Annotated in this window: 25 protein-coding genes and 1 pseudogene; 10 read left to right on the top strand and 16 right to left on the bottom strand. The window is 50.1% G+C overall.

Translation table 11 applies throughout. The annotated features are described in order from the left end of the window. Positions 1–33: 33 nt before the first annotated feature. A complete protein-coding gene (locus tag M4I31_RS13575; RefSeq protein ID WP_038640035.1) occupies positions 34–537 on the top strand; it encodes a YbaK/prolyl-tRNA synthetase associated domain-containing protein in 504 nt (167 codons plus the stop codon). 136 nt (positions 538–673) lie between these two features. After that, complete coding sequence (locus M4I31_RS13580; protein WP_085049524.1) at positions 674–1,120, top strand: DUF441 domain-containing protein; 447 nt, start codon at positions 674–676, stop codon at positions 1,118–1,120. On the opposite strand, the pseudogene M4I31_RS13585 reads toward M4I31_RS13580, so the two are convergent. Further along, positions 1,103–1,895: pseudogene (locus tag M4I31_RS13585) on the bottom strand (helix-turn-helix transcriptional regulator); the annotation flags it as partial. The gene M4I31_RS13580 and the pseudogene M4I31_RS13585 overlap by 18 nt on opposite strands. Before the next feature lie 99 nt (positions 1,896–1,994). Here M4I31_RS13585 and M4I31_RS13590 point away from each other — a divergent pair. Beyond that, complete coding sequence (locus tag M4I31_RS13590; protein ID WP_085049525.1) at positions 1,995–3,182, top strand: CynX/NimT family MFS transporter; 1,188 nt, start codon at positions 1,995–1,997, stop codon at positions 3,180–3,182. Positions 3,183–3,219: 37 nt separating this feature from the next. On the opposite strand, the gene M4I31_RS13595 is transcribed toward M4I31_RS13590, so the two are convergent. Further along, entirely contained in the window at positions 3,220–3,927 is a 708-nt protein-coding gene (locus tag M4I31_RS13595; RefSeq protein ID WP_085049526.1) for a CTP synthase, read from the bottom strand. A 198-nt stretch (positions 3,928–4,125) separates the two neighbouring features. Here M4I31_RS13595 and M4I31_RS13600 point away from each other — a divergent pair, with 198 nt between their 5' ends. Next, positions 4,126–4,473 carry a DUF488 domain-containing protein gene (locus M4I31_RS13600; protein WP_038640022.1) on the top strand — a complete coding sequence of 116 codons (348 nt, stop codon included), beginning with the start codon at positions 4,126–4,128 and terminating at the stop codon, positions 4,471–4,473. 7 nt (positions 4,474–4,480) lie between these two features. On the opposite strand, the gene M4I31_RS13605 is transcribed toward M4I31_RS13600, so the two are convergent. Continuing rightward, on the bottom strand, positions 4,481–4,723 hold the full coding sequence (locus tag M4I31_RS13605; RefSeq protein WP_085049527.1) for a DUF333 domain-containing protein: 243 nt from the start codon (positions 4,721–4,723) through the stop codon (positions 4,481–4,483). A gap of 186 nt (positions 4,724–4,909) precedes the next feature. Here M4I31_RS13605 and M4I31_RS13610 point away from each other — a divergent pair, with 186 nt between their 5' ends. Genes M4I31_RS13610 through yoaJ form a run of 3 tightly spaced genes read left to right on the top strand, consistent with a single transcriptional unit; the run spans position 4,910 to position 6,158 of the window. Then, on the top strand, positions 4,910–5,935 hold the full coding sequence (locus M4I31_RS13610) for a sensor domain-containing diguanylate cyclase (protein WP_085049563.1): 1,026 nt from the start codon (positions 4,910–4,912) through the stop codon (positions 5,933–5,935). A gap of 47 nt (positions 5,936–5,982) precedes the next feature. Beyond that, positions 5,983–6,081 carry a YoaK family small membrane protein gene (locus tag M4I31_RS13615; RefSeq protein ID WP_038640017.1) on the top strand — a complete coding sequence of 33 codons (99 nt, stop codon included), beginning with the start codon at positions 5,983–5,985 and terminating at the stop codon, positions 6,079–6,081. 2 nt (positions 6,082–6,083) lie between these two features. Further along, a complete protein-coding gene (gene yoaJ, locus M4I31_RS13620; protein ID WP_099530266.1) occupies positions 6,084–6,158 on the top strand; it encodes a protein YoaJ in 75 nt (24 codons plus the stop codon). Between the two features lie 48 nt (positions 6,159–6,206). On the opposite strand, the gene M4I31_RS13625 is transcribed toward yoaJ, so the two are convergent. Continuing rightward, entirely contained in the window at positions 6,207–6,455 is a 249-nt protein-coding gene (locus M4I31_RS13625) for a GlsB/YeaQ/YmgE family stress response membrane protein (RefSeq protein WP_005120370.1), read from the bottom strand. Positions 6,456–6,816: 361 nt separating this feature from the next. Here M4I31_RS13625 and fdhF point away from each other — a divergent pair, with 361 nt between their 5' ends. Further along, positions 6,817–8,964 (top strand): formate dehydrogenase subunit alpha, encoded by a 2,148-nt coding sequence (gene fdhF / locus M4I31_RS13630; protein ID WP_085049528.1) that lies wholly within the window; start codon positions 6,817–6,819, stop codon positions 8,962–8,964. A gap of 52 nt (positions 8,965–9,016) precedes the next feature. Here the strand turns inward: fdhF and M4I31_RS13635 are convergent, their stop codons facing one another. The 10 genes from M4I31_RS13635 to M4I31_RS13680 all read right to left on the bottom strand — a co-directional run bounded on the left by M4I31_RS13635 (position 9,017) and on the right by M4I31_RS13680 (position 16,842). Beyond that, the gene (locus M4I31_RS13635; protein ID WP_085049529.1) at positions 9,017–9,661 is read right to left on the bottom strand and encodes a hypothetical protein; all 645 of its coding nucleotides are present in this window, start codon (positions 9,659–9,661) and stop codon (positions 9,017–9,019) included. 218 nt (positions 9,662–9,879) lie between these two features. Then, positions 9,880–10,062, bottom strand: coding sequence for a DUF1869 domain-containing protein (locus tag M4I31_RS13640; RefSeq protein ID WP_003832433.1), 183 nt, complete (start codon positions 10,060–10,062; stop codon positions 9,880–9,882). 3 nt (positions 10,063–10,065) lie between these two features. Continuing rightward, positions 10,066–10,428: a DUF1971 domain-containing protein YeaR gene (gene yeaR / locus M4I31_RS13645; protein ID WP_085049530.1), complete on the bottom strand. Its 363-nt coding sequence runs from the start codon at positions 10,426–10,428 to the stop codon at positions 10,066–10,068. 173 nt (positions 10,429–10,601) lie between these two features. Then, a complete protein-coding gene (gene leuE, locus M4I31_RS13650; protein WP_032940118.1) occupies positions 10,602–11,240 on the bottom strand; it encodes a leucine efflux protein LeuE in 639 nt (212 codons plus the stop codon). 138 nt (positions 11,241–11,378) lie between these two features. Beyond that, on the bottom strand, positions 11,379–12,029 hold the full coding sequence (gene zinT / locus M4I31_RS13655; protein WP_085049531.1) for a metal-binding protein ZinT: 651 nt from the start codon (positions 12,027–12,029) through the stop codon (positions 11,379–11,381). Positions 12,030–12,117: 88 nt separating this feature from the next. Next, positions 12,118–12,708, bottom strand: a complete 591-nt coding sequence (locus tag M4I31_RS13660; protein ID WP_085049532.1) for an ATP-binding cassette domain-containing protein — start codon at positions 12,706–12,708, stop codon at positions 12,118–12,120. Then, the gene (locus M4I31_RS13665) at positions 12,692–13,486 is read right to left on the bottom strand and encodes an ATP-binding cassette domain-containing protein (RefSeq protein WP_085049533.1); all 795 of its coding nucleotides are present in this window, start codon (positions 13,484–13,486) and stop codon (positions 12,692–12,694) included. The genes M4I31_RS13660 and M4I31_RS13665 overlap by 17 nt, the downstream gene beginning before the upstream one ends. Next, positions 13,480–14,292, bottom strand: coding sequence for an ABC transporter permease (locus M4I31_RS13670; protein WP_069324310.1), 813 nt, complete (start codon positions 14,290–14,292; stop codon positions 13,480–13,482). Before M4I31_RS13670 ends, M4I31_RS13665 begins: the two co-directional genes overlap by 7 nt. After that, positions 14,282–15,256, bottom strand: a complete 975-nt coding sequence (locus M4I31_RS13675) for an ABC transporter permease (RefSeq protein WP_085049564.1) — start codon at positions 15,254–15,256, stop codon at positions 14,282–14,284. The genes M4I31_RS13670 and M4I31_RS13675 overlap by 11 nt, the downstream gene beginning before the upstream one ends. Further along, a complete protein-coding gene (locus M4I31_RS13680; RefSeq protein ID WP_085049534.1) occupies positions 15,256–16,842 on the bottom strand; it encodes an ABC transporter substrate-binding protein in 1,587 nt (528 codons plus the stop codon). The genes M4I31_RS13675 and M4I31_RS13680 overlap by 1 nt, the downstream gene beginning before the upstream one ends. A gap of 428 nt (positions 16,843–17,270) precedes the next feature. On the opposite strand from M4I31_RS13680, the gene M4I31_RS13685 reads away from it, so the two are divergent. Both M4I31_RS13685 and M4I31_RS13690 read left to right on the top strand, forming a co-directional pair. Further along, a complete protein-coding gene (locus M4I31_RS13685; RefSeq protein ID WP_038639972.1) occupies positions 17,271–19,358 on the top strand; it encodes a TonB-dependent receptor in 2,088 nt (695 codons plus the stop codon). A 332-nt stretch (positions 19,359–19,690) separates the two neighbouring features. Then, on the top strand, positions 19,691–19,981 hold the full coding sequence (locus tag M4I31_RS13690; protein WP_038643122.1) for a Bor family protein: 291 nt from the start codon (positions 19,691–19,693) through the stop codon (positions 19,979–19,981). A 128-nt stretch (positions 19,982–20,109) separates the two neighbouring features. Here the strand turns inward: M4I31_RS13690 and M4I31_RS13695 are convergent, their stop codons facing one another. Then, on the bottom strand, positions 20,110–20,316 hold the full coding sequence (locus M4I31_RS13695; protein WP_038639967.1) for a hypothetical protein: 207 nt from the start codon (positions 20,314–20,316) through the stop codon (positions 20,110–20,112). 167 nt (positions 20,317–20,483) lie between these two features. Continuing rightward, on the bottom strand, positions 20,484–22,007 hold the full coding sequence (locus tag M4I31_RS13700; protein WP_085049535.1) for an EAL domain-containing protein: 1,524 nt from the start codon (positions 22,005–22,007) through the stop codon (positions 20,484–20,486). Positions 22,008–22,109: the final 102 nt, after the last annotated feature.

A 22,109-nucleotide genomic window follows, 5' to 3' on the forward strand; every position in this document is an offset into this window, starting at 1 on the left:
CCAGGATTTTCATTGTTGTACCAGGAGCAAGTCATGACGGAAGTGAACAAAGGTAACGCAACGCATCAGCGTTTAATTTCGTTATTATCAGAACAAGGCGCGACGTATCGCGTGGTTAGCCATGAAGCCGTCGGCAAATGTGAAGCGGTCTCTGAAATTCGCGGTACTGCACTGGGCCAGGGCGCAAAAGCGCTGGTCTGTAAAGTAAAGGGTAACGGCGTTAATCAGCATGTTCTGGCGATTCTCTCTGCCGACCAGCAGGCCGACCTGAGCCTGTTGGCCGGCCATATCGGCGGGTTGAGAGCGTCGCTCGCCAGCCCGGCGGAAGTCGATGAACTGACGGGTTGCGTATTTGGCGCAATCCCACCATTTAGTTTCCATCCGAATCTCAAACTGGTCGCCGATCCGCTGTTGTTTGAACGTTTTACTGAAATTGCGTTCAATGCCGGAATGCTGGAAAAATCCGTGATCATGGATACTGCTGATTACCTGCGAATTGCACAACCGGAATTAATTTCGTTCCGCCGCGTTCAATAACAGCCGAGTTAGCAGTAAATAACGCCGCATCGTGCATTAGCTCAAAAAAATCATAATTATTAAATAAAGCCTGTTCCGTCACGCGTTTACGCGTACAGTAAGCAGGCTTATTTTTTCTTTTGGCAAGGAAACTACGATGTTTGATGTCACTTTGCTGATCCTCCTCGGACTGGCAGCTCTGGGCTTTGTCAGCCACAACACCACTGTCGCTGTTTCAATTCTGGTGCTGATCATCGTCCGTGTAACCCCTCTGAATACGTTCTTTCCGTGGATTGAAAAACAGGGACTGACCATCGGGATTATTATTCTGACTATCGGCGTAATGGCACCGATCGCCAGCGGAACGCTACCGCCCTCCACGCTCATTCACTCCTTTGTAAACTGGAAATCACTGGTCGCAATTGCCGTCGGCGTGGTTGTCTCCTGGCTTGGCGGGCGCGGCGTCACGCTGATGGGCAGCCAGCCCCAGCTTGTGGCCGGTTTACTGGTCGGTACGGTGCTGGGCGTGGCGCTGTTTCGCGGCGTACCGGTGGGGCCGCTTATTGCGGCAGGTCTGGTCTCGTTGATTGTTGGGAAGCAGTAGCAAGTCAGCTCAGATAACGGCCTGGGGTCTGCCCCAGGCCTTTTTTGAACATCGTGATAAATGCGGTGGTTGAATCATAACCGAGCATTTGCGCGACCTGCTGCACATTATGACCATCGATCAGCGCCTGCAGCGCCAGAATCAACTGCAACTGATGACGCCAGCGGCGAAAGCTCAATCCCGTTTCCTTGACGACCAGCCGGGCAAGGTTGCGCTCACTCATCGCAAATACGTCGGCCCACTGCCCCAGCGTCTGCCATTGGGCAGGCTCTCGCGCCATTGTCGCGACCATTCTGCGGATTTTCGGATGATCGGAAACCGGTAACTGCAGTTGCTCCTGCGGCTGCTGCGGGAGTTCATCAAACAACACCTGCGTCAGTCGCTGAGTTGACGGTTCCAGTCGTTGGTCGTCCGTTTTCGACGCCAGCGAGAGAATGAGCTCCCGGCACAAGGGAGATATCTTTAGCGTACAACAACGCTCAGGCATCACGACGGCATGAGGTTCAATAAACAAGAAACACAATTGTGCGCCTACGGTTACATGGTTACTGTGCGGAATTTCACCAGGGATCCACACCGCATATTGGGGAGGTACCATCCACATGGCATTTTCGACCTCGCAGGTAATCGCGCCATGCAAAGCCAGAATCAACTGCCCCTTACGATGCTGATGCAGCGGACTAAAGAGTTCATCTTCCCGGGCCTGAATGCAGAACGCCACCGCGGCATCATGGTGAAGGTCAGGTTCATACCCATCCAATCTTAGTCCCAACATAAGAATGTCCGATTTTAGCGATAAACTGTCATTTTAGCTTGATTCACTCATGGCGTAAAAACGCTAAGGTATCGCCTCGCCTGACAAGATGAGAAAAAAATGATAAATACGCCTTCCTCCCGCGGTAAAAACGCTGCTTTGCTGATCGCGGGTATCCTGATGATTGCCACCACGCTGCGCGTTACCTTTACCGGCGCCGCCCCGCTGTTAGATGCAATTCGTGCCGACTACGGTCTGAGCACTGCCCAAACGGGACTCTTGACCACCCTTCCGCTGCTGGCCTTCGCGCTGGTATCCCCTCTGGCCGCAGCCGTTGCGCGCCGCTGGGGCATCGAACGCAGCCTGTTTGCCGCTATGCTGCTGATTTGCGCAGGTATTACGATACGCTCGCTGCCCTCACCGGGATTGCTGTTTAGCGGAACCGCTATCATCGGGTGCGGAATAGCCCTGGGAAATGTCCTGTTGCCAGGGCTGATTAAGCGTGATTATGCCCAGCATGTAGCAAAACTTACTGGCGCTTACTCGCTGACCATGGGCGCAGCGGCGGCGCTGGGTTCAGCCATGGTTGTTCCGCTGGCGTTAAATGGATTTGGCTGGCGCGGCGCACTGATGGTACTGATGGTTTTTCCGCTGCTGGCGCTGGTTATCTGGTTGCCCCAGTGTCGTCAGACGGGCAATGCCAGCCTGAGTAACTCACGCGCATTACATTCCCGTGCTATCTGGCGCTCCGGCCTCGCCTGGCAGGTGACCCTGTTTCTGGGAATCAACTCGCTTATCTATTACGTGATCATCGGCTGGTTGCCCGCCATTTTAATCAGCCACGGCTACAGCGAGGCGCAGGCCGGTTCGTTGCACGGTTTACTGCAACTGGCGACCGCCGCGCCAGGGTTATTGATTCCCCTCGTCCTGAACAGATTTAAGGATCAGCGTGCCATCGCCGCCCTGGTTTCAGTAATGTGCGCCGTTGGCGCGGCGGGATTTGCCATAATGCCCGACCAGGCTTTACTGTGGACCATTCTGTTTGGCTTTGGCTCAGGTGCGACCATGATCCTCGGCTTGACCTTCATTGGCCTGCGCGCAAGTTCCGCACATCAGGCCGCGGCGTTGTCCGGAATGGCGCAGTCTGTCGGCTATTTACTGGCCGCCTGCGGGCCGCCCTTGATGGGTAAAATTCACGACCTCAACGGTAGCTGGCTGATTCCATTAGCGGGTGTCGCCGTGTTAGCGATGCTGATGGCCGTGTTTGGTCTGTGCGCTGGGCGCGATCGGGAGATCGCGAACGCATAATGTCGCGGGCAGGTTAGCTAACGTCCTGCCCGGCATTTTATCCCCGCGCCGCGCGGAGCATCGCCTGGACTAACGGCACGGGTTTTCCCGCCAGCGCGCCACGTTCATGTTGAAAGAGTGTGCCAACAAAGAAAGGATGCGTTACCAGTTCAATGGCGCGAATATCCCCGGCGTCATCCCAACCGGTCACCCGGAGATCGCCGCTCTCAAGCTCGGTGGCAAAAGCGTCCGACACACCATAGTTGCAGTGATACCCCTCCGTGATAGCATCGCGTCCATAGGCTTTCGCAATCAGCGTATTGGCCCGGAGCTCAATATCATCCGTTTTTTCAACCAACGAGCAGGTCAACGGCGCGATCACCATTCGCCCAGCGGTATCCGTTTCAGCATGCGCGGCATCACTCCAGCCCAGCACGTTTCGGGCATACTCCAGTATGGCGTGTTGGAAACCACCACAGGTGCCTAAAAATGGAATGCTGTTCTCGCGTGCGTAGCGTATCGCAATCAGCGCCCCTTCCGGGTGTCGATAGGGGCTGCCTGGCACGACCCAGATGGCATCATAGCCAATCAGGTCTTCACGGCTATTGATATCAGAAGTGGTTAGCCAGTCATAATCAGCCACCAACTCCAGCACGGCAGCAGCATCATCAATGGCAAGGGGAATCGCCTGGTGCGCCACAATATCGGGGTTGTAATCGCCCACCAGCGCAATGCGAAGCGTATCTTTTATCGGGGAAATGTCCATTAAGGTTTCCTTATGTCCAGACAATAAGGGACAACATAAGGAGCCTCAGCCTACCGACTTTTCATCGGTATCACAATCCCTTAAATTGGGAGTCCAGGCTGGCAAAATGCTATAATGGTCACGTTTTAGGATCTTATTTAACCGTCATAAAAATGATGCTAAATACCAACGCGGCGGCTTAATGGAGCGGATGAAAAGATGAATATTCAGTGTAAACGCGTGTATGACCCGGCAGAAACAAGCGATGGTTATCGCGTTCTGGTCGATCGGTTGTGGCCACGGGGGATAAAAAAGACCGACCTTGCTTTCAATGAATGGAATAAAGCGCTGACGCCGTCATCAGATTTACGTAAAGCATTCCACGCAGAGCTGATTGATTTTTCTCACTTCTCCCAGCAGTACCGTAGCGAACTGGCCCAACAGCAGCAGGAAGGGAAGCGCCTCGCAGAAATTGCCCGGCAGCAAACCTTAACGCTACTGTATGCGGCGAAGAATACTCAGCAAAACCACGCGCTGGTGCTGGCTGAATGGCTACGTCAATGCTAACAGCGGATCACTTCCCCGCTTCTCTACGCCAGAGTTCCCATTCATCTATCACTTCCCCTCCGGGGAGTTTGCAGTCAGACCTTACCCCTTGCGGAGTCTGCACCGCAATCAGCGAGCCGCCCTTTTGTTCGCAATACACCGATGCCGGATTTGCCATGCCAATTTTCGGCGGCATTGGCGCTTCCGGTTGTGGGGTACTACACCCTGCCAGCACCAGCATGCCGGGCAAAATAACAGACGCCAGTTTCATATCAACTCCTGCTAAGAACGTTATCCGGCAAGATTACCCCGACTCCTCATATATCTCCATGTTTTACCACCGGGCTTCAATTTTATGTTTACATTTTAACCGGGAGCACGTGTTTCATCTTTCACCTTGATGTTCTATCATGCGGGCAACGCCAGCCTTGTCATTATTCAGGAGTATTTACACCTCATGTCGGACATGATCCTCGCCAGAGTCTCACAATCCTTAGCCACGGAGCAGTCTGTTGAGAGTCTGGTTCGGCAACTTCTGGAGATGCTGGAGGTGGTGACAGAGATGGAATCAACCTATTTAACCAAGGTCGATTTAGATGCTCGCCTGCAGCATATTTTGTACGCGCGCAATAGCAAACAAATGCAGATCCCGGAAGGGCTGTCCGTCCCGTGGGATGAGACGCTATGCAAACGCGCCATCGAAGATAACTGTCTGTATAGCGACAACGTGCCCGCACGCTGGCCGGAATGCAGCGCAGCCCGCGCGCTGGAAATCACTACGTTTCTCAGCACGCCTGTTCATCTTCCGGACGGAACGTTTTACGGTACGCTCTGTGCCACCAGTCGCCGCCAGCAGGCATTGAGCGAGCGAGGTGAACAGGTGCTGAATCTGTTTGCCGGCCTGATCGCCCAGTCTATTCAAAAAGAGTCGCTGGTCGCTCAGTTACGCGAAGCCAACGCCGCGCTGATTGCGTATTCCTACACCGATGCGCTGACCGGGTTACCGAACCGGCGCTCGATTTTTGAAAATGTTGAAACCCTATTTTCGCTTGCCCGACATCTCCGGCAGAAGGTCGTCGTTGCCTATATTGATTTGGATGATTTCAAACTGATTAATGACCGCTTTGGTCATGAAGTTGGCGACCAGTTCCTGATCCAGATCGGACAGCGCCTGCTCCACGAATGCAGCGACAATGATATCCTTGGTCGACTGGGCGGTGACGAATTTTTAGTCGTTAGCCTGTCGCCGGAAGATGAAAGCGATCGGTACGAGCGCCTGCAAAAGGTGAAAAATCAGCTGCAACAGCGCATTTGCGGCGACTATCACTTGGGCAGCGTCCATCTGTTTTATCCTGGCGCCAGCCTGGGCGTGGTGGAAATTGATCCGCATGAGACCGATGTAAACTGTGCGCTCCACATGGCAGACAGCGCAATGTACAAAGATAAAAAGCGACAGGATAAAACCACTTTTGTCGTACATTAAGCCCTGCTATGCTGGCTCGTCTTTAAATAACTCTGGCAGATAATCCTATGCGACTCGGTATTATTTTCCCCGTCATTATTTTCATTTCCGCTGTCGTTTTCTTATCCTGGTTTTTTGTTGGCGGCTACGCTGCGCCGGGTGCATAACGATGAAAAAAACAACGCTCATTATGATTGGCGTGGCTATCATCGTGGTTCTGGGAACGGAACTGGGCTGGTGGTAACTAATAAAAAGGCCACATATCAGTGGCCTTTCATCTCTGTATATTGAGTTAGCTTTTGATCTTTCTGTAGATAAACAGCACCACGATCGCGCCGATAACCGCTACGACGAAACTGCCGAAGTTGAAACCATCAACTTTGCCAAAGCCAAAGAAGGTACTGATCCAGCCGCCAACCACCGCACCAACAACCCCCAAGATAATGGTCATAAAGAATCCGCCGCCATCTTTACCCGGCATAATCCATTTTGCCAAAATCCCCGCGATAAGACCGAAAATCACCCATGAAATAATGCCCATTATTTTCCTCACTTATGTTTTTAAGTTAACGATTGACTCGTTGTATAAAAGCATAGCATAGCGCTGAAAAATTATAATTTGTGATCGGCATCACCTGTAATTTTCATCTTTTTCTGATGTTTCATAGAGTTAGACCAACGACAAAACGGTGATATTTATGACGCTTCTCGTCAATAGTGACGAATCGACAGTCATTCCTCTCTGCTCTCTGGGCAGCCCCCCTGCCAATGCTGGGTTTTCATTTTTGGCATGCTTTATGCTTTAACAACCCGTCACTACGACACATCGTAGCCCGTGATATCTATTCACGTGGCTTCGTCTACAATTCGCGCTATTTCAGCATTTAACAGGTCTGTTATTGATGAAAAAAATCACCAGTGTATGCCCATACTGTGGGGCCGGGTGCAAGCTCAAGCTTGTTGTTGAAAATAACAAAATCATCCGCGCCGAAGCCGCTGAGGGTGTAACGAACCAAAATCAGCTATGCCTGAAAGGCTATTATGGTTGGGACTTTCTGAACGACACCCGCCTTCTGACTCCCCGTCTGACTCGCCCGATGATCCGTTATGAAAAAGGTGGAAAATTCACTCCCGTTAGCTGGGATGAGGCCATTCGTTACACCGCTAAACGCTTATCTGAAATCAAAAATACCTATGGTCCTCGCGCCATCATGACGACAGGTTCCTCCCGGGGAACAGGCAATGAGACCAACTACGTGATGCAAAAATTCGCCCGTGGGGTGCTCAATACCAACAATGTCGACTGCTGTGCCCGCGTCTGTCACGGCCCTTCCGTTGCGGGTCTACAGGAAACGCTGGGCAATGGCGCAATGAGCAACTCCATCAGCGACATTGAAAACTCAAAATGCCTGCTCATCTTTGGTTATAACTGCGCGGACTCACACCCCATAGTGGCCCGTCGGGTGATTAAAGCTCGTCAGAACGGCGCGAAAATCATTGTTTGCGACCCTCGCCGTATTGAAACCGCCCGTATCGCCGATCAGTATTTGCAGTTAAAAAATGGCTGCAACATGGCGCTGGTCAACGCTTTTGGCCATGTGCTTATTGAAGAGCAGCTTTACGATCGCGAGTACGTGCATAAACATGCCGAAGGTCTGGAAACATACTGGGAAACCGTTAAGGACTATGCCCCTGAAGCCGTAGAACATTTAACAGGCGTCCCTGCACAACAGGTTCGTCAGGCGATGCGTACATTTGCCGCGGCGCCATCGGCAACCGTGATGTGGGGGATGGGCGTCACGCAGTTTGGCCAGGCCGTTGATGTGGTGCGTGGACTGTCGAGCCTGGCCTTACTGACCGGGAATCTGGGACGTCCAAACGTCGGCGTTGGCCCGGTACGCGGGCAAAATAACGTGCAGGGCGCATGTGATATGGGCGTACTGCCTAACCAGTTTCCGGGGTATCAGGACGTGACCGATTTTGCCGTCAGGGAGAAATTCGCCACCGCCTGGGGGATTGACGTTAATCAGATGGATGACAAGGTCGGAACGCGCATCACCGAAGTTCCGCATCTGGCGATTGAGGGCAAAATAAAAGCCTACTACATCATGGGTGAGGATCCGCTGCAAACCGAGGCTGATTTGGGGCTGGTCCGGGAAGGATTTAACGCGCTCGATTTTATCGTCGTGCAGGATATCTTCATGACCAAAACGGCAGAGATGGCCGACGTCCTGTTGCCTGCAACATCATGGGGCGAACACGGCGGTGTCTTTACCTGCGCCGATCGTGGCTTCCAGCGTTTTGAGAAAGCGATTGAACCCCACGGGGATGTTAAACGTGACTGGGAAATTATCAGTCTGTTGGCCAGCGAAATGGGCTATCCGATGCAGTATCAAAATAATCAGCAAATCTGGGATGAGATGCGCAAACTGTGCCCGCTATTCTATGGCGTGACCTATGAGAAAATGGGTGAGATGGGCCATGTTCAGTGGCCTTGTCCGGATCTCGATCACCCGGGCACACCGTATCTTTACGCACACAGCCAATTTGATACCGCGAATGGCAAAGGCAAACTGTTTGCCGCTCCGTGGCGCGCTCCTGCTGAAGTCCCTGATGAGAACTATCCGCTGGTGTTGTGTACCGTGCGCGAGGTCGGACACTACTCCTGCCGCTCCATGACCGGCAACTGCGCGGCATTACAGGCGCTGGCTGATGAGCCAGGGTATGTTCAAATCAACACCGATGATGCAGAAAAACTGGGTATCCGTCATCGTGACCTGGTGTGGGTAAGCTCGCGCCGAGGCAAGGTCATCAGCCGTGCGGATGTCTCCGAGCGTATTAATGCCGGCACAGTGTATATGACCTATCAATGGTGGATTGGCGCGTGTAATGAGTTAACACAGGATAACCTTGATCCGATCTCGAAAACGCCGGAAACCAAATATTGTGCTGTCAAAATTGAGCACATTACCGATCAGGGATGGGCGGAGAAGTATGCCGCACAAACGTACAGCGAAATGAAATCACGCTTGTGTGAGGCCATTGCGTAAATTATCGCCCTGACCGCCTGAGTCTGGCCTTCCAGACTCAGGCCTTTTCCAACTACTTCGCCAGATGTGGTTCACTGAAGCAAATAGCGGCAGACTCATGCTGTTTATCCCGCTGCATAAAACCGAGGTTCATCAGAAACAATCCCACCATAAACGGCAGTTCGTACAATTCTTCAATCAAATCGCCGTAACTGGCGTTATGCAAAAAGACAGGCGCCAGCAGGCGATGATGCTCCACTGTATCGGAAATCAAAAATGCGCAGACGGTGATCGCCAGTAGCCACAGCGGTAGCGGTTCATTACGCAAGCGCCGGGCAATATCCTGGCGTAAGTGCTTCGACAGCAGGACCGGCAGAATAATCATCGCAATTAACACGACTGAGATAGCTCTGAACAGCAGTTTAGGATGCTCCGGGAAGTAATCACGGCCCCAACTGGTGCTTCGGCCCAGCAATACCAGCCACCATACCGCCGCCCAAAGCCAAAATTGCTTCTCGCCTGCAGGACGCGATAAAGGCCGGATGTAGCAGAAAGTAAATACAGCACCAAACAATAACCATAGCGCCTGGCCATTTTCAATCCATGTGACAACCGCGCCATTAAGCAGAGGAAGATGCCAGTTTGCGGTGAACGGGATCGCGACGAGGACCAGTCCAAGAATGAATGCGGATAATGTAAGTCGGGTATTCAATTTCATAAGCGCGAAGTTCTGTATTGTTACTATTTCACGATCATAACCCCTATGAATGTTCAACTATTAGCAAACGATGCGAATTTCTTAAGGTATTCTTAAGAAATCTTTTTCCGGACTGCGATCTATCCGACGCAAATAAAAAACCGCCCTGCGTTATCAAAATGCAGTGCGGTTTTCAAGTTAAGAATCAATCAGTTCAAGCGGTATCAGAAGTGAAAGCACTACCATCCGCAGACTTCATGCTCATTCTCGGTATCGTATGAACGGACGGTATTGACCAGGTCTTTGACCACTTCTGCCGCGACATCCGGAACCAATAATGTCATCGGCGCTTCGGTCTCGTAATCAACAGACACACCGTTGCTGTTATTAGTTACTGTGACGGTATAAGTTGCTTTGCCCATGATTTACTCCTTGCCAGTGCGCACGACTTTTCGTTGATTTGCACTCTCCATCAGTACTTCCGGGGCAACGAAAAAATCGATATTAAAGTAAGTGTCGTCGGTCATCACTTCGATGTAATGCCATTTTTCCGGCGGAAAAACGCCAAACTGACCGGCCTCAATAACCATCACCTCTACTGGCTCTGGGCTGTGTTCATCTGCGTAGCCGAGATATTTGACCGCCCCCTGCATAACTGACAGTCGAGGATAAACCCCGGCACGGGTGCCTTTATCAAGGTGGCGTTCGAAAATTCCGGCAGGTGCAGTTTGTTTGTTCCAGAACGGAGTTGAGCGTGTATGGATATGATTCTGTGGAATTTGAAGCATTTTTCTTCCCTTTTCCAGTCGACAACCAGCGAGTCTTATTGAACCGCTGCTGTGTACAGAGTACGCCTCAAAATATACATTTAAAATACCATTTATTGGTTATAACCATTAGCTGATATGTGTGGGGAAGAAAAGCTTAATATTGAAGCCCGCCATATTCAGCGGGCCAATGATTACGACTGAAGCGTCGCCAGACGGGCAGCAAAACCAACGAAAATCAGACCGATAAGGGAGTTACCCACCTTAGCCAACTTCTTCTTGGTACGAATGTACTGGGTCACAAACGCGCCGGAAAAAATAAGGAAACTCAGGTAGAAAAAGCTCACTATCTCAAGCGTTATAGCCAGAATAAAGAATGACAGCCCTGAGTGCGGCGCATTGACATCAATGAACTGCACGAAGAACGAAACATAAAACAGAATTGCTTTCGGATTAGTCAGGCTCAGAATTAAGGCGCGCTTAAAAATGGCGCCAAACGGGACTTCCTCAGCCGCGGCGTCGCTTGCCTTTGATTTCAGTGTGGCGTACAGGATCTTCGCACCGAGATACAGCAGATAAAAAGCGCCGAGATAACGAACGATATTGAATAAAACAGGCGTGGTTTTGATCAAGGCGGCAACACCGGCATAGGCCAAAAACATCAACACAGCATCACCGATAAACACACCGCTTGCGGCGAGATAACCGCCCTTCACTCCCCGACCAACGCTATTCTTCAACACAAATATCGTATTTGGCCCGGGAACCAGCACGATAAAAATAGCCCCCACCAGATATGTCCAGTAATTCAGAACTCCATACTCTGCAAACACGTTAACCTCTTCCTGAAAAAACACATGCACTTGCTGCAAGACAATATGCTAACGAATGCGCAAGGGGATGGAAAGAGAAGGTTGTTAATTAAAATACCCGCCACCGGCGGCGGGTATGTACCGTTAACTTAGGCCGGATTAATGGTGCAGCATCTCATCCACCACCTCTTCGCCTTTCAACTGATAAGGATAGTAGGTAGGCCAGTTCTCCATTTCTTCGAGCAAGGCTGCCTGCGAGGTATTTCCCATAAAAATATGGAAGTGGCTTGACTTGCGCGGAGCAATGATATGATCGCTGAACTGGACGTATTTAGGCGCTTTGCTATCAGCAGCTTTACACTCAAACAAATAACGTACACCTTTCTTGCCTGATTTATAGTGCAAGATTTTATATCCGGCATAATCGTATTTGCATGATGTAACCTGATTACCGGTATGAAATTCCATCACACCATTTTCAATGCCGATGGTGTCTACGTTAGTTGCATAGCCTTGACGGTAATAATCTTTAATCTGTTCTGCCGTTTTGCTTTTATCTTTCTCCGCTTTCTTTTTGAATACCGGATCAAGTTCGCCACTGACCAGATACGGATAGACAGATTGCCACATGCCATCCCAGTCAGTCAGCGCTCTGTTCTGTACCTGATCATCATCAAACATGCCTTCTGACGCCTTTTGTTCTGTTTCACTCATCGGAACACCATGTGAATGGTGACCGTGAGCCAAAACCTGACCACTGACCAAAATCATCCCCAGAGCAATTGCCAGTTTTTTAAAATGAATAGCCAAAATTTCACCCTCAAATCGTTTGCGAGTGAAATGTTATAATATAACATAACCATTTAATCAACGTCGTAACTTACCGGAACGGGGAAAATCACGGCGTGAGTAGCGCTCGCGTGCAAATCTGATCAAGCAGCGCCTGCTGATGGCTGATAATCAGCATGCCTAACGATCGACGCTGGCATTCTTCGAGCAGCAGCCCCCAGATATCTCTTTGAATGGAAGGATCGAGCTGAGCGGTAATCTCATCGGCAATAAGAAAACGGGTCCGCGGGTCCAGCGCGCGAAGTATGGCGATTCGCGCCAGTTCACCACCAGAAAGCTGTCCGGGGCGACGGGTTAGCCACTCCGGCTTGATATGCAGACGGATAAGGAGTTCCGCGCCGGGCCGCCAGGCGTCATAAACCGCATCGCCGGTGCTACGCCGTGGGTTAAAAGTTAATTCCGGATGCTGCGGTACCAGTTGCACCGGGCAATATTGATGCATCGGTAGCGGCTGGTCATCGATAAGAATGTCGCCCGAGGTCGGCTTTTGCCAGCCCGCCAGCACGCGCCCCAACGTCGTTTTGCCGGTTCCGCTGGGCGCACAAATCCCAATACGTTCACCGGGATACAAAGAGAAAGAAAGGTTTTGCCACAGCACCTTTCCTCCCTGGCGAATCACGACATCACGACAGCACAGCATCGCGCACTCCAAATAATTGATTTCTCTCAGGCAGAGCCCGCCATTGACGTTGCAGATGCTCGCTAATTTCCCCGCGTAACAGCTGTTCACGACTAACGTTATCCGACACGCTTCCCTGATACAGCGCGACGATGCGATCCGCATGCTGGGCCGCCAGCGTGAGATCGTGCGTCACCCATAAAACACCAGCCCCTTGCTCACATAAACCACGCAACTGCTCAAGCAGTTGATTAGCCAATGGCACATCAAGCCAGGCGGTAATTTCGTCAGCCAGAATATAGCGGGCCTGACTCAGCGACGCGTGACAGGCCAGAACACGTTTCGCCATACCGCCTGAAAGCTGACGCGGGAAGGCATCTAATACGCTGGTTTCCAGTTGACTACGCTGGAGCAATTTTTCTATTTTTCCGGCATTCCAGGTTTGGCCGGAGAGCTGACTTGCTCTGCGCAAATGCTTTTCAATTGAGAGCAGCGGGTTCAGGGCCTGAACGCCTTGCGGGACATAGCTGAAGGTATTGCCCCGACATTCGCGGATGTCATGACTGTTCAGCATTTTGCCATCAAGGGTTATGGCGCCGTGCAGACGCAAATTTTCCGGTAACAGATCGAGCAGACATTGCAGGAGCAGACTTTTCCCTTCACCACTTCCCCCAACTAAGGCCACCATCTGACCGGGCGCAACGTCGAAAGAGATATTCTGCAACATCGGAGACCATTTTCTCGCCCCGAACCAACGATAACGCGCCACGTCCAGCGAGACCTGTCTTAAACTCAACATATGTCACCTCGCAACCATAAACGATGCACTGCCCTCGCGAGCTGATCGAATAACATCACCAGGCTGAATAACATCAGCCCCGGAAACAGCACTAACCACCAGTCCCCATGACTGATAAACCTCAGCGCATCCGCCAGCAGCAGCCCCAGCGACGGTTCATGCGGCGCCAGTCCAAAACCGAGGAAACTCAACGCCGCGCTGTGCAGCACCGCATGGGGGAACATCAGCAATGTCCCCGTGAGCCATTGGGGTAACAATGCCGGTAGATAGTGATGTCGCCAGCAGTAAAAATGACCATGTCCCAGACGCCATGTCAGCGTCAGATAGTCGCTATGGGCAACGCGCTCGGCCTCTGCACGCAGAATCAGTGCGAGGCGCGGCCAGTGGGTTAGCGCTACTGCCATGATCACCCCACTTTTCCCACCGCCCAGCGTAAAACAAATCAAAATAAGCAGCAGCAGATGCGGCATCGACAGCATGGCATCAGTTATCAGACGCATAAGCACGTCCAGACGTGGATGCAGGCGCGACAACGCCGCCATCATTAACGCAATGAAGCCGCTGCACAAGGCTGCGCCAATACCAATTTGCAGACTGGTTAACGCCCCCTGAAAGCAACGCACCCACAGATCGCGACCGAGGTTATCGGTGCCAAACCAGTACAGCGCATCAGGAGGCAGATGACGGGCAAGCAGATTCACATTCAACGGGTTATCCAGCGTGGCCGCGCCATAAACCGCAATGAATAGCAGACAACTAAAAGAGAGCACCAGACGAATAAGCGTCGGCGTCGGATTATAGAGCATCGGGTCGCTCCAGAGCACGGTTCAACACGTGAACAAACCAGGTAGAAAGTGAATTGCCAATAAAAACCAGCACGGTGCTAAACAAGACGATCCCCATCAGTAACGGTAGATCGCCCCGCAAGCCGGCATCAATGGTCGCCTGCCCAAGTCCGGGATAAGCAAAGACCTTTTCTGCCAGCAGCGCGCCCCCCAACAGTTCTCCCAGCGAGGCGAACTGCAGGCACAGCGCGGGCGTGATAGCGTGGCGCAGAACCTGATGGCGTAACAGTGACCAACCTTTGTCGCCCTGAGAGCGCGCAAAACGGACAAATTCACTCTTCATTACGCTGGCGATACTTTCCCGCGTATGAAGTGTAATCTGCCCCAGCCCCAGTAAACTTAGCGCGCAAACGGGAAGCACCAGATGGCGCAGACGCTCGGTTAGTGTCGCCATATCGCTGTTGTTGCCCGGCTCCCACGCACAGCAGACCGGGAATACCGGCCAACGAACGGCAAATAACGCCAGCAGCAGCATGCCAATCCAGAAGGTCGGTAACGAGGAAAGCAGATAGCTGAGGCGACAAATTGCTTTATCCGGCCAGCGATTCAGGTAGCGTCCGGCGACAAATCCCATTGCCGTCCCCACTATACCGGAGAGCAGCCATGCGCCGCTAAGCAGCGCAAACGAGGTAGCAAAGCGCTCCTTGATCACGCTGGCAACCGGCGCATTAAACAACATCGAGTAGCCGAGATCGCCCTGCAATACCCGTATAAACCAGTTACCAAAACGCTCCCACAGCGGCTGATCCAATCCCCAGCGTGCGGCGATACGTGCATATTGTTCCGGTGGCACGTGCAGGAGATCGTTGCCAATATAAGCACGAATCGGATCGACCGGAGAAAAGCTGAGCAGCACAAAAGTGCCAGCCGCAACCAGCACTAATAACACCATCAGCCGGAGAAAATGGCCCACTACAGACTTCATCAACGGCAGGTCCAGGTCCATTCATCCAGATTATTGAGCAGTGACCAGCTCCCGTGAATTTCCGGTGCGCCTTTGCCTAAGTCAATACATGGATTTGCCAGGTAAGTGTGCTGAATATTCAATAACCATGCCCATGCGGCATCGCCCTGTACACCAGCGCCTTGCTTGCCATCCCACTCAACCTGTTGCCAGAAAGGCAGCGCTTTTTGCCAGTCCGGTGCATCAATAGCCTGTTTGAGATGCTCTTCAACGACAGAATTACTGTAGTAACCGGGGTTGTAATACTCCACGCCCGCAGCCTGATTGCTGTAATGATGGAACAGCTCCATGGGATCCAGGCTTCCCCAGCCAAACAGCGTCGGGTTGGCATGCATATGACGCTCAACGGTTTCCCAGCTTCCGGATTGCAATGATACCTGGATACCCACAGGCTCCAGCATCGCACGTACGGCTTCGGCTAAATCCCGACGCGTACTGTCACCGCTGGCATACCATAAAGTCAGGCGCGCCTCTTTGCCATCTTTCACTCGTACACCGTCTTTACCCACTTTCCAGCCGGCGTCTTCCAGAATCGTCCGTGCTTTTTCGCTGTCGCCATCTTTGAACGCGACTGACTGCCCCTGCCATGGCAGGCCCTGAACCGCGCTATAGGCGGGGATCGCATGACCTTCCATAACCTGATCGGCGAGCTGCTTACGATCAATGGCGTAATTGATGGCGCGTCTGATCGCGACATCGGCTGTAATATCGTTACCAATCGGATAACCATTGGCGTCTTTTTTACCTGCAGGAATCATCGGGAACACAATGCCCCGATTCTCCACGCTGTCACGCACCCACAGTTTCAAATTCTGCTGCTGAGGGGCAACCGCCATCGAAGGCGCAATACGTACTAATCCCAGTTGCCCACTGCGTGCTGCGGCATAAGCGTTATCTTCATCAAGGAAAACAAACACCAGCTTACTGAAATCATTTTTCTTACCGGCATACCAGGGATTAGCCTCCACAATCAGCTGCTGCCCAGGCTGGAAACTCACCAACCGATAAGGACCTGCGCCAATCGGATGTTTGGCGAATGTTTTTTCGTTATAAAGCTCTGCCGGAACAATCCCTAAAGATCCCAGCACATTCACAAAGGTGCTCTGCGGGCTGCTCAGCGTCACTTCGACCGTGCGGTTATCTTTCAAACTGGCATGAGCGAAGTTCCCCATGTCAATTTTTCCACCACTTTTTGCTGCTTTGTTATAAGTGAACACAACATCTTCAGCGGTTAGCGGCGACCCATCAGAAAATTTAAGGTCAGGTTTTAACGTCAGCGTCCAGGTTTTGCCGTCAGCACTGGTCACCACCTTCTCCGTCAGCAGGTTTCCCCAGCTCATATCTGCATTTTGTTTTAATAACGGCGCATGCAAAAGCAAATAGCTGCCATGACTCCAGCCCAACATTGGGTCAAACCCTTCCGTTGGCTCCGGTCCAATCGCCAGTTTTAACGTCTGACCTGCGCCCGCATTCTGCGCGGCGAGGAGTGGTGAGGTTAATGCGAGAGTTAATGCACACGTCAGGAGTGCCAGCTTGCCTTTGATCATTATTTTATCCAGATTTGCGTTATGTTTATGCCGCTTAACGATGCATCGTCGTTAAGCAGTCTCCTGGGAAAGGGATTATGGCGAAGAGAATTGGCGAAAAAAATGATGCGGCGCAGAAAAGTATGACGATTTTCTAAAATTATCATACTTTTTTCTGATACTCCGTTATGAGTACGATGTGAACCCCAGAAATTGTTTAAAATTCAACCATTCATTCAATAACATATTAATTCAATTCTAATAATTACCATTAAGACTATTGTCTTAACCACCATTCCCTTACGCTAAATCAATGACAATTTATGTATATTTATTCAAGAAAAACACCAGAAATGACAAGTTATGTAAATCCATAATGATAATTATTTGTATTATCATTTTCATCAATTATCTTACTGCCTTTGAATTTTAACAAAGGAAGTTTGACTATGCGTTTAAAACCGATTGCCTCTGTCGTTCTGTCCTGTATGGGTTTTACCAGCCCCCTGGTTTTTGCCGAAGATGTCATGGTAGTCACCGCCTCCGGTTACGAAAAGAAAATTACCAATGCAGCAGCCAGTGTTTCCGTGATTTCGCAGCAAGAGTTACAAACCAATAAATATAATGATTTAGGTGAAGCCCTGCGTTCAGTAGAGGGCGTGGATGTCGAAAGCAGCACCGGTAAAACCGGTGGTCTGGAGATCAGCATCCGTGGCATGCCTGCGAGCTATACCCTGATACTGATTGACGGTATTCGTCAAAACGGCAGCAGCGATGTAACGCCAAACGGCTTCTCTGCCATGAATACCAGCTTTATGCCCCCGCTGGCGGCAATCGATCATATCGAAGTGATCCGCGGCCCAATGTCGACGCTGTATGGCTCCGACGCAATCGGTGGCGTGGTGAACATCATTACCAAAAAAAGTACCGATAAATGGAGCACCTCCATCAATACCGGCGTTAACCTGCAAGAGAGTAATAAATGGGGTAACAGTACGGTGGCCAACTTTTGGTCCAGCGGTCCGTTAATCGCAGGCGTGCTGGATATGCAGGTTCGCGGGAGCACAACGCAGCGCCAGGGCTCAAGTGTCACCTCTTTGAGCGATACCGCCTCTACTCGCGTACCCTATCCAACTGAATCTGAGAACTATAATATCGGCACGCGCCTGGACTGGAAAACCAATGAGAACAACACGTTGTGGTTAGATCTCGACTCTGCCAGACAGCGCTATGACAATGACGATGGACAGTTGGGCAACCTGACGGGAGGTTATGATAAAACGCTGCGCTATGAGCGCAACAAAGTGACTCTCGGCCACGATACCGCTTTAACGTTCGGCACCTGGAAATCTTCCCTCGGCTGGAATGAAACCGAGAACAAAGGCCGACAACTGGTCTCCTCCGCGCTCACGCCGGAAAACGCGGGCCGTGCCGGTGATGCGCGAGAACTCAAGAACACTAACGTCATTCTGGACTCGGTGCTGCTGACGCCATTAGGTGACTCACACCTGTTAACCCTTGGTGGGGAATACTGGGATGCGCGAATGAAAGACGGTGTCGTACTGGCCAATACCGGCGAGACGTTCCACCAAAAAACGTGGGCTGCCTATGCGGAAGATGAATGGCATATTCTAGACTCACTGGCGTTAACCGCAGGTACACGTTATGAACATAATGATGTCTTTGGCGGCCACCTGAGTCCTCGCGCCTATATGGTTTGGGATGTCTCCGATGAGTGGACGCTCAAAGGCGGTGTTACTACAGGTTATAAAGCGCCCTCACTCAGCCAGTTGCATAACGGCATTAGCGGCGTAACTGCGCAAGGAACCGTTAATACTGTCGGTAACCCTGACCTCAAGCCGGAAGAAAGTATCAGCTACGAAACCGGGCTATATTATGAAAACGAGGCCGGACTGAACGCCAACGTTACCGGCTTCTATACCGAATATAAAAATAAAATTGTCTCGTATTCTATCGATGATAATACCAACAGCTATACCAATAGCGGTAAGGCAAGGACCGATGGTATTGAATTCGCCAGCACCTTCCCTCTCTGGTCGGACGTACTGAGTTTATCTCTTAACTACACCTACACACAGAGCAAGCAAAAAGATGGTGATAATAAAGGCGCACCGTTGAGCTATACCCCCAAACATATGGCTAACGCCCGCCTGAACTGGCAGGCTACAGAAGATATGAACGCCTGGTTGAGCGCCCGTTATCGCGGTAAGGCGCCACGCTTTACCGAAAATTACGAGAACCTCAGCGCGGTACAAAAGGCGGTGTATGACGACAAAGGCGCGAATTTAAAAGCCTGGACCGTTCTCGATATGGGAATGTCTTATAAGCTGACCAAAGACCTGACGCTGAATACGGCAGTCAATAACGTACTGGATAAAGACTTCAGCGAAGTTAAACTGTATCAGGTTGGTCGCAATAGCACCTACGCAGGTGACTACTATCAGACTGCACAATCCACTACCGGCTACGTAAATCCGGGTCGTAACTACTGGGTTTCGTTAAACTATCAGTTCTAATTTTAAAATGTTTTATTGGCAGGACTATCTCTGATAGTCCTGTTCCAATATGCAACTGATATCATCCTCGCGTATATGAATTCGATATTCCCGTCTAAACAACATTAACACACCCCTATTTTTGTGCGTGCTTAATGTTGATATTAATAAAATGTGAGTTGATACCGTAAGTTATCAACAATGACCTACAAAGCATAAACAAAAAATTTATCTAACTAAATAATAGATAAACAGCCAGCACAATACTGCCATGCATAAACGCTGGTCGGATATGTACCAGCGACATTAAAGAAGATCATTTTCTCACTATCCAACACTTGAGAATGGTAAAAATGAAAAAGTTAATGATTGCGATAATTGCTGCAACAGCTTTATCCGGTTGCGCTCAACAAACCTTTAAAATCAACAACGGTATTGCAGAAAAACCCACACAGGAAACCAGACAGAATTTTTTTATTAATGGTATTGGCCAGTCACAAACCATCGATGCAGCTTCTGTTTGCGGCGGTGCAGACAAGGTTGTTCGCACTGAAGTTCAGGAGTCGGGTATGGATGTTTTCTTGCGCATCATCACGATTGGCATCTATACCCCTCGTGAAGCCAGAGTGTATTGTTCTAAATGATATTTTAAGCAGGTATTTTCAGGAATACCTGCTTAACTTAATTGATGGTTAATAATATTGAACATTACTGAGAGATGGTAGTAGCGACTCAATACACGCCGTAATAAAACATAAGAAAAATTAAACAATCAGTACAGAAAAACGCCCTCCTGCATCATTAAGTACATTGCCAAAACAATAGCTCCGGCGATACCGCCTAAAAACAGAACAGCGGCAATTGCTAGTTGGTCGCGGTTTGTATACTTACCGTTACTGCGCACATCCAATTTTTTCTTATGTACTACTTTCACTCCACGATTTGAATCGCGTGCCCTGGTAAATGCTATATCAGTCATGCTGTTATCCGTTTGCTGTATGTAAAAATGCAAATAACCACCACATGACTAAGGATATGTTTTTTGAATAGCGCGATCTGAGATTTATCTCACGATAAAGAAAAACACAGGATTTCTACGGCCGATTCTCCCCCATTCTCACCTTTATCAACAAGATTTCTCCCGTTTTATTCGACAAAAACCTTCACTTTGGGTTTTGAAAGCAGAATAAGGATAAACTCAGTAAAAGTGACCGGTTTATAGAAGTAGTATCCTTGCAGAAAAACAATGTTGTTTTTGTTAAGATAATCAAGCTGCGCTTTCGTTTCTACTCCTTCTGCAACAATGCTTAAAGACAGCTTACGCGCCAGATCGAGTACACAATCTAAAATTCGGGTTGAGTCAGGAAGGTCATTTACCCGTCCCACAAAACTCTGATCTATCTTGATATAATCAATGTGCAGATCATGCAAGTAAGAAAGTCCAGAATAACCTGTACCAAAATCATCTAACGCAATGACAAAACCATTTTCATGTAGCGTATTAAGCCTCTGCACAAGATCATCATCCACATGCAATGGTTCTCGTTCAGTCACTTCGATCACCAAATTTAGATCATCACGACTGAAACTACCTCTGTAGCGCAGGCACTCCTCCACAAACGCAGGGGAAGTAATATGGGATGCGCTGAAGTTAATTCCGACATGGAAACCGGATGGTAATTTGCTGGCGATGGAGTTCATATTCGCAGAGACCTGCTTCATCAAGTTTTGAGTAAGCGGTACTATCAGACCTGATTTTTCGGCAACCGGAATAAAAGAGGCAGGAGAGATATATCCAGCCCTTGGGTGCTTCCATCTTGCCAGCACCTCAACACCGCGTAACGTTCCATCGCGACCATTTACGATTGGTTGATAAAAAGGCACTATCTCCCCTTTATCTATCGCTCGGCGCAACGTTTCTTCAGGGGTATCGTTCTTATTCAAATATTTATCGATAGCATACGCTACAGCTGCCGAGATCAGCAGGATGAAAATCAGTATTCCCAGACCATTAGTGACAAGCCTTTTTAAGCTAAATAATGGAGGCTGATCGAAAATAATGCTGAAGGGATACTTTGCAGAATCCACCTGACCAGACTGCCGCGCGTTCGCCTTGATGACTTTCACTTCCGCCGATGAACCAAGTACTTTGTCGCCCACCCGCAACGAATAGGACAGCCCTTTTATTGGGACATTCAATGCGCCCCGGATATGCACTCCACTTATTGTGATAATGATACTACTTGTTTGAAAATGAGTTTGGTAAAGCAGAACAGGTATCTCATTCACCGTATATTGCGCAGGGGCCAGCAGCAAATTTGTATCAGGTATGACGGGTATTTGCTTCAGCAGGATCCGATTACCAGGCAGTGAGGTGCACCAAACCTTCCCTTGCCGAATAATAATCAACGTTCGTAGATGAGGCCGAAGCGCGGCTTCAGTTCCGAGCTGATATTGGCTCTCCAGATCGCATTTCTTCTCAGCGATGCGCTTAGCTGTGCCCGTTGCCTGGAAAGCTTCATTAAGTATGTTGTCCATATTTTTCACAGCATATCGAGCGCCCCCCAAAGCTTCCTGCGATGAGGAATACCAAAGCTGCATATTGAGAATAAAAACGCCGATTACGAACAGACATATCGCAGCAAATATCGGTAACAGTGCTTTGCGCATTCTTATATCCTGTGGCGAAAAATGAACACGTAAAACGAACGTTGACTGGGTCAAGTTTGTCTCTACAGAGCATGGTAGACAGCAACATAAATCGCCATGGAA

The sequence above is a fragment of the Citrobacter sp. XT1-2-2 genome (assembly GCF_023516235.1).
GTDB lineage: Bacteria > Pseudomonadota > Gammaproteobacteria > Enterobacterales > Enterobacteriaceae > Citrobacter > Citrobacter werkmanii.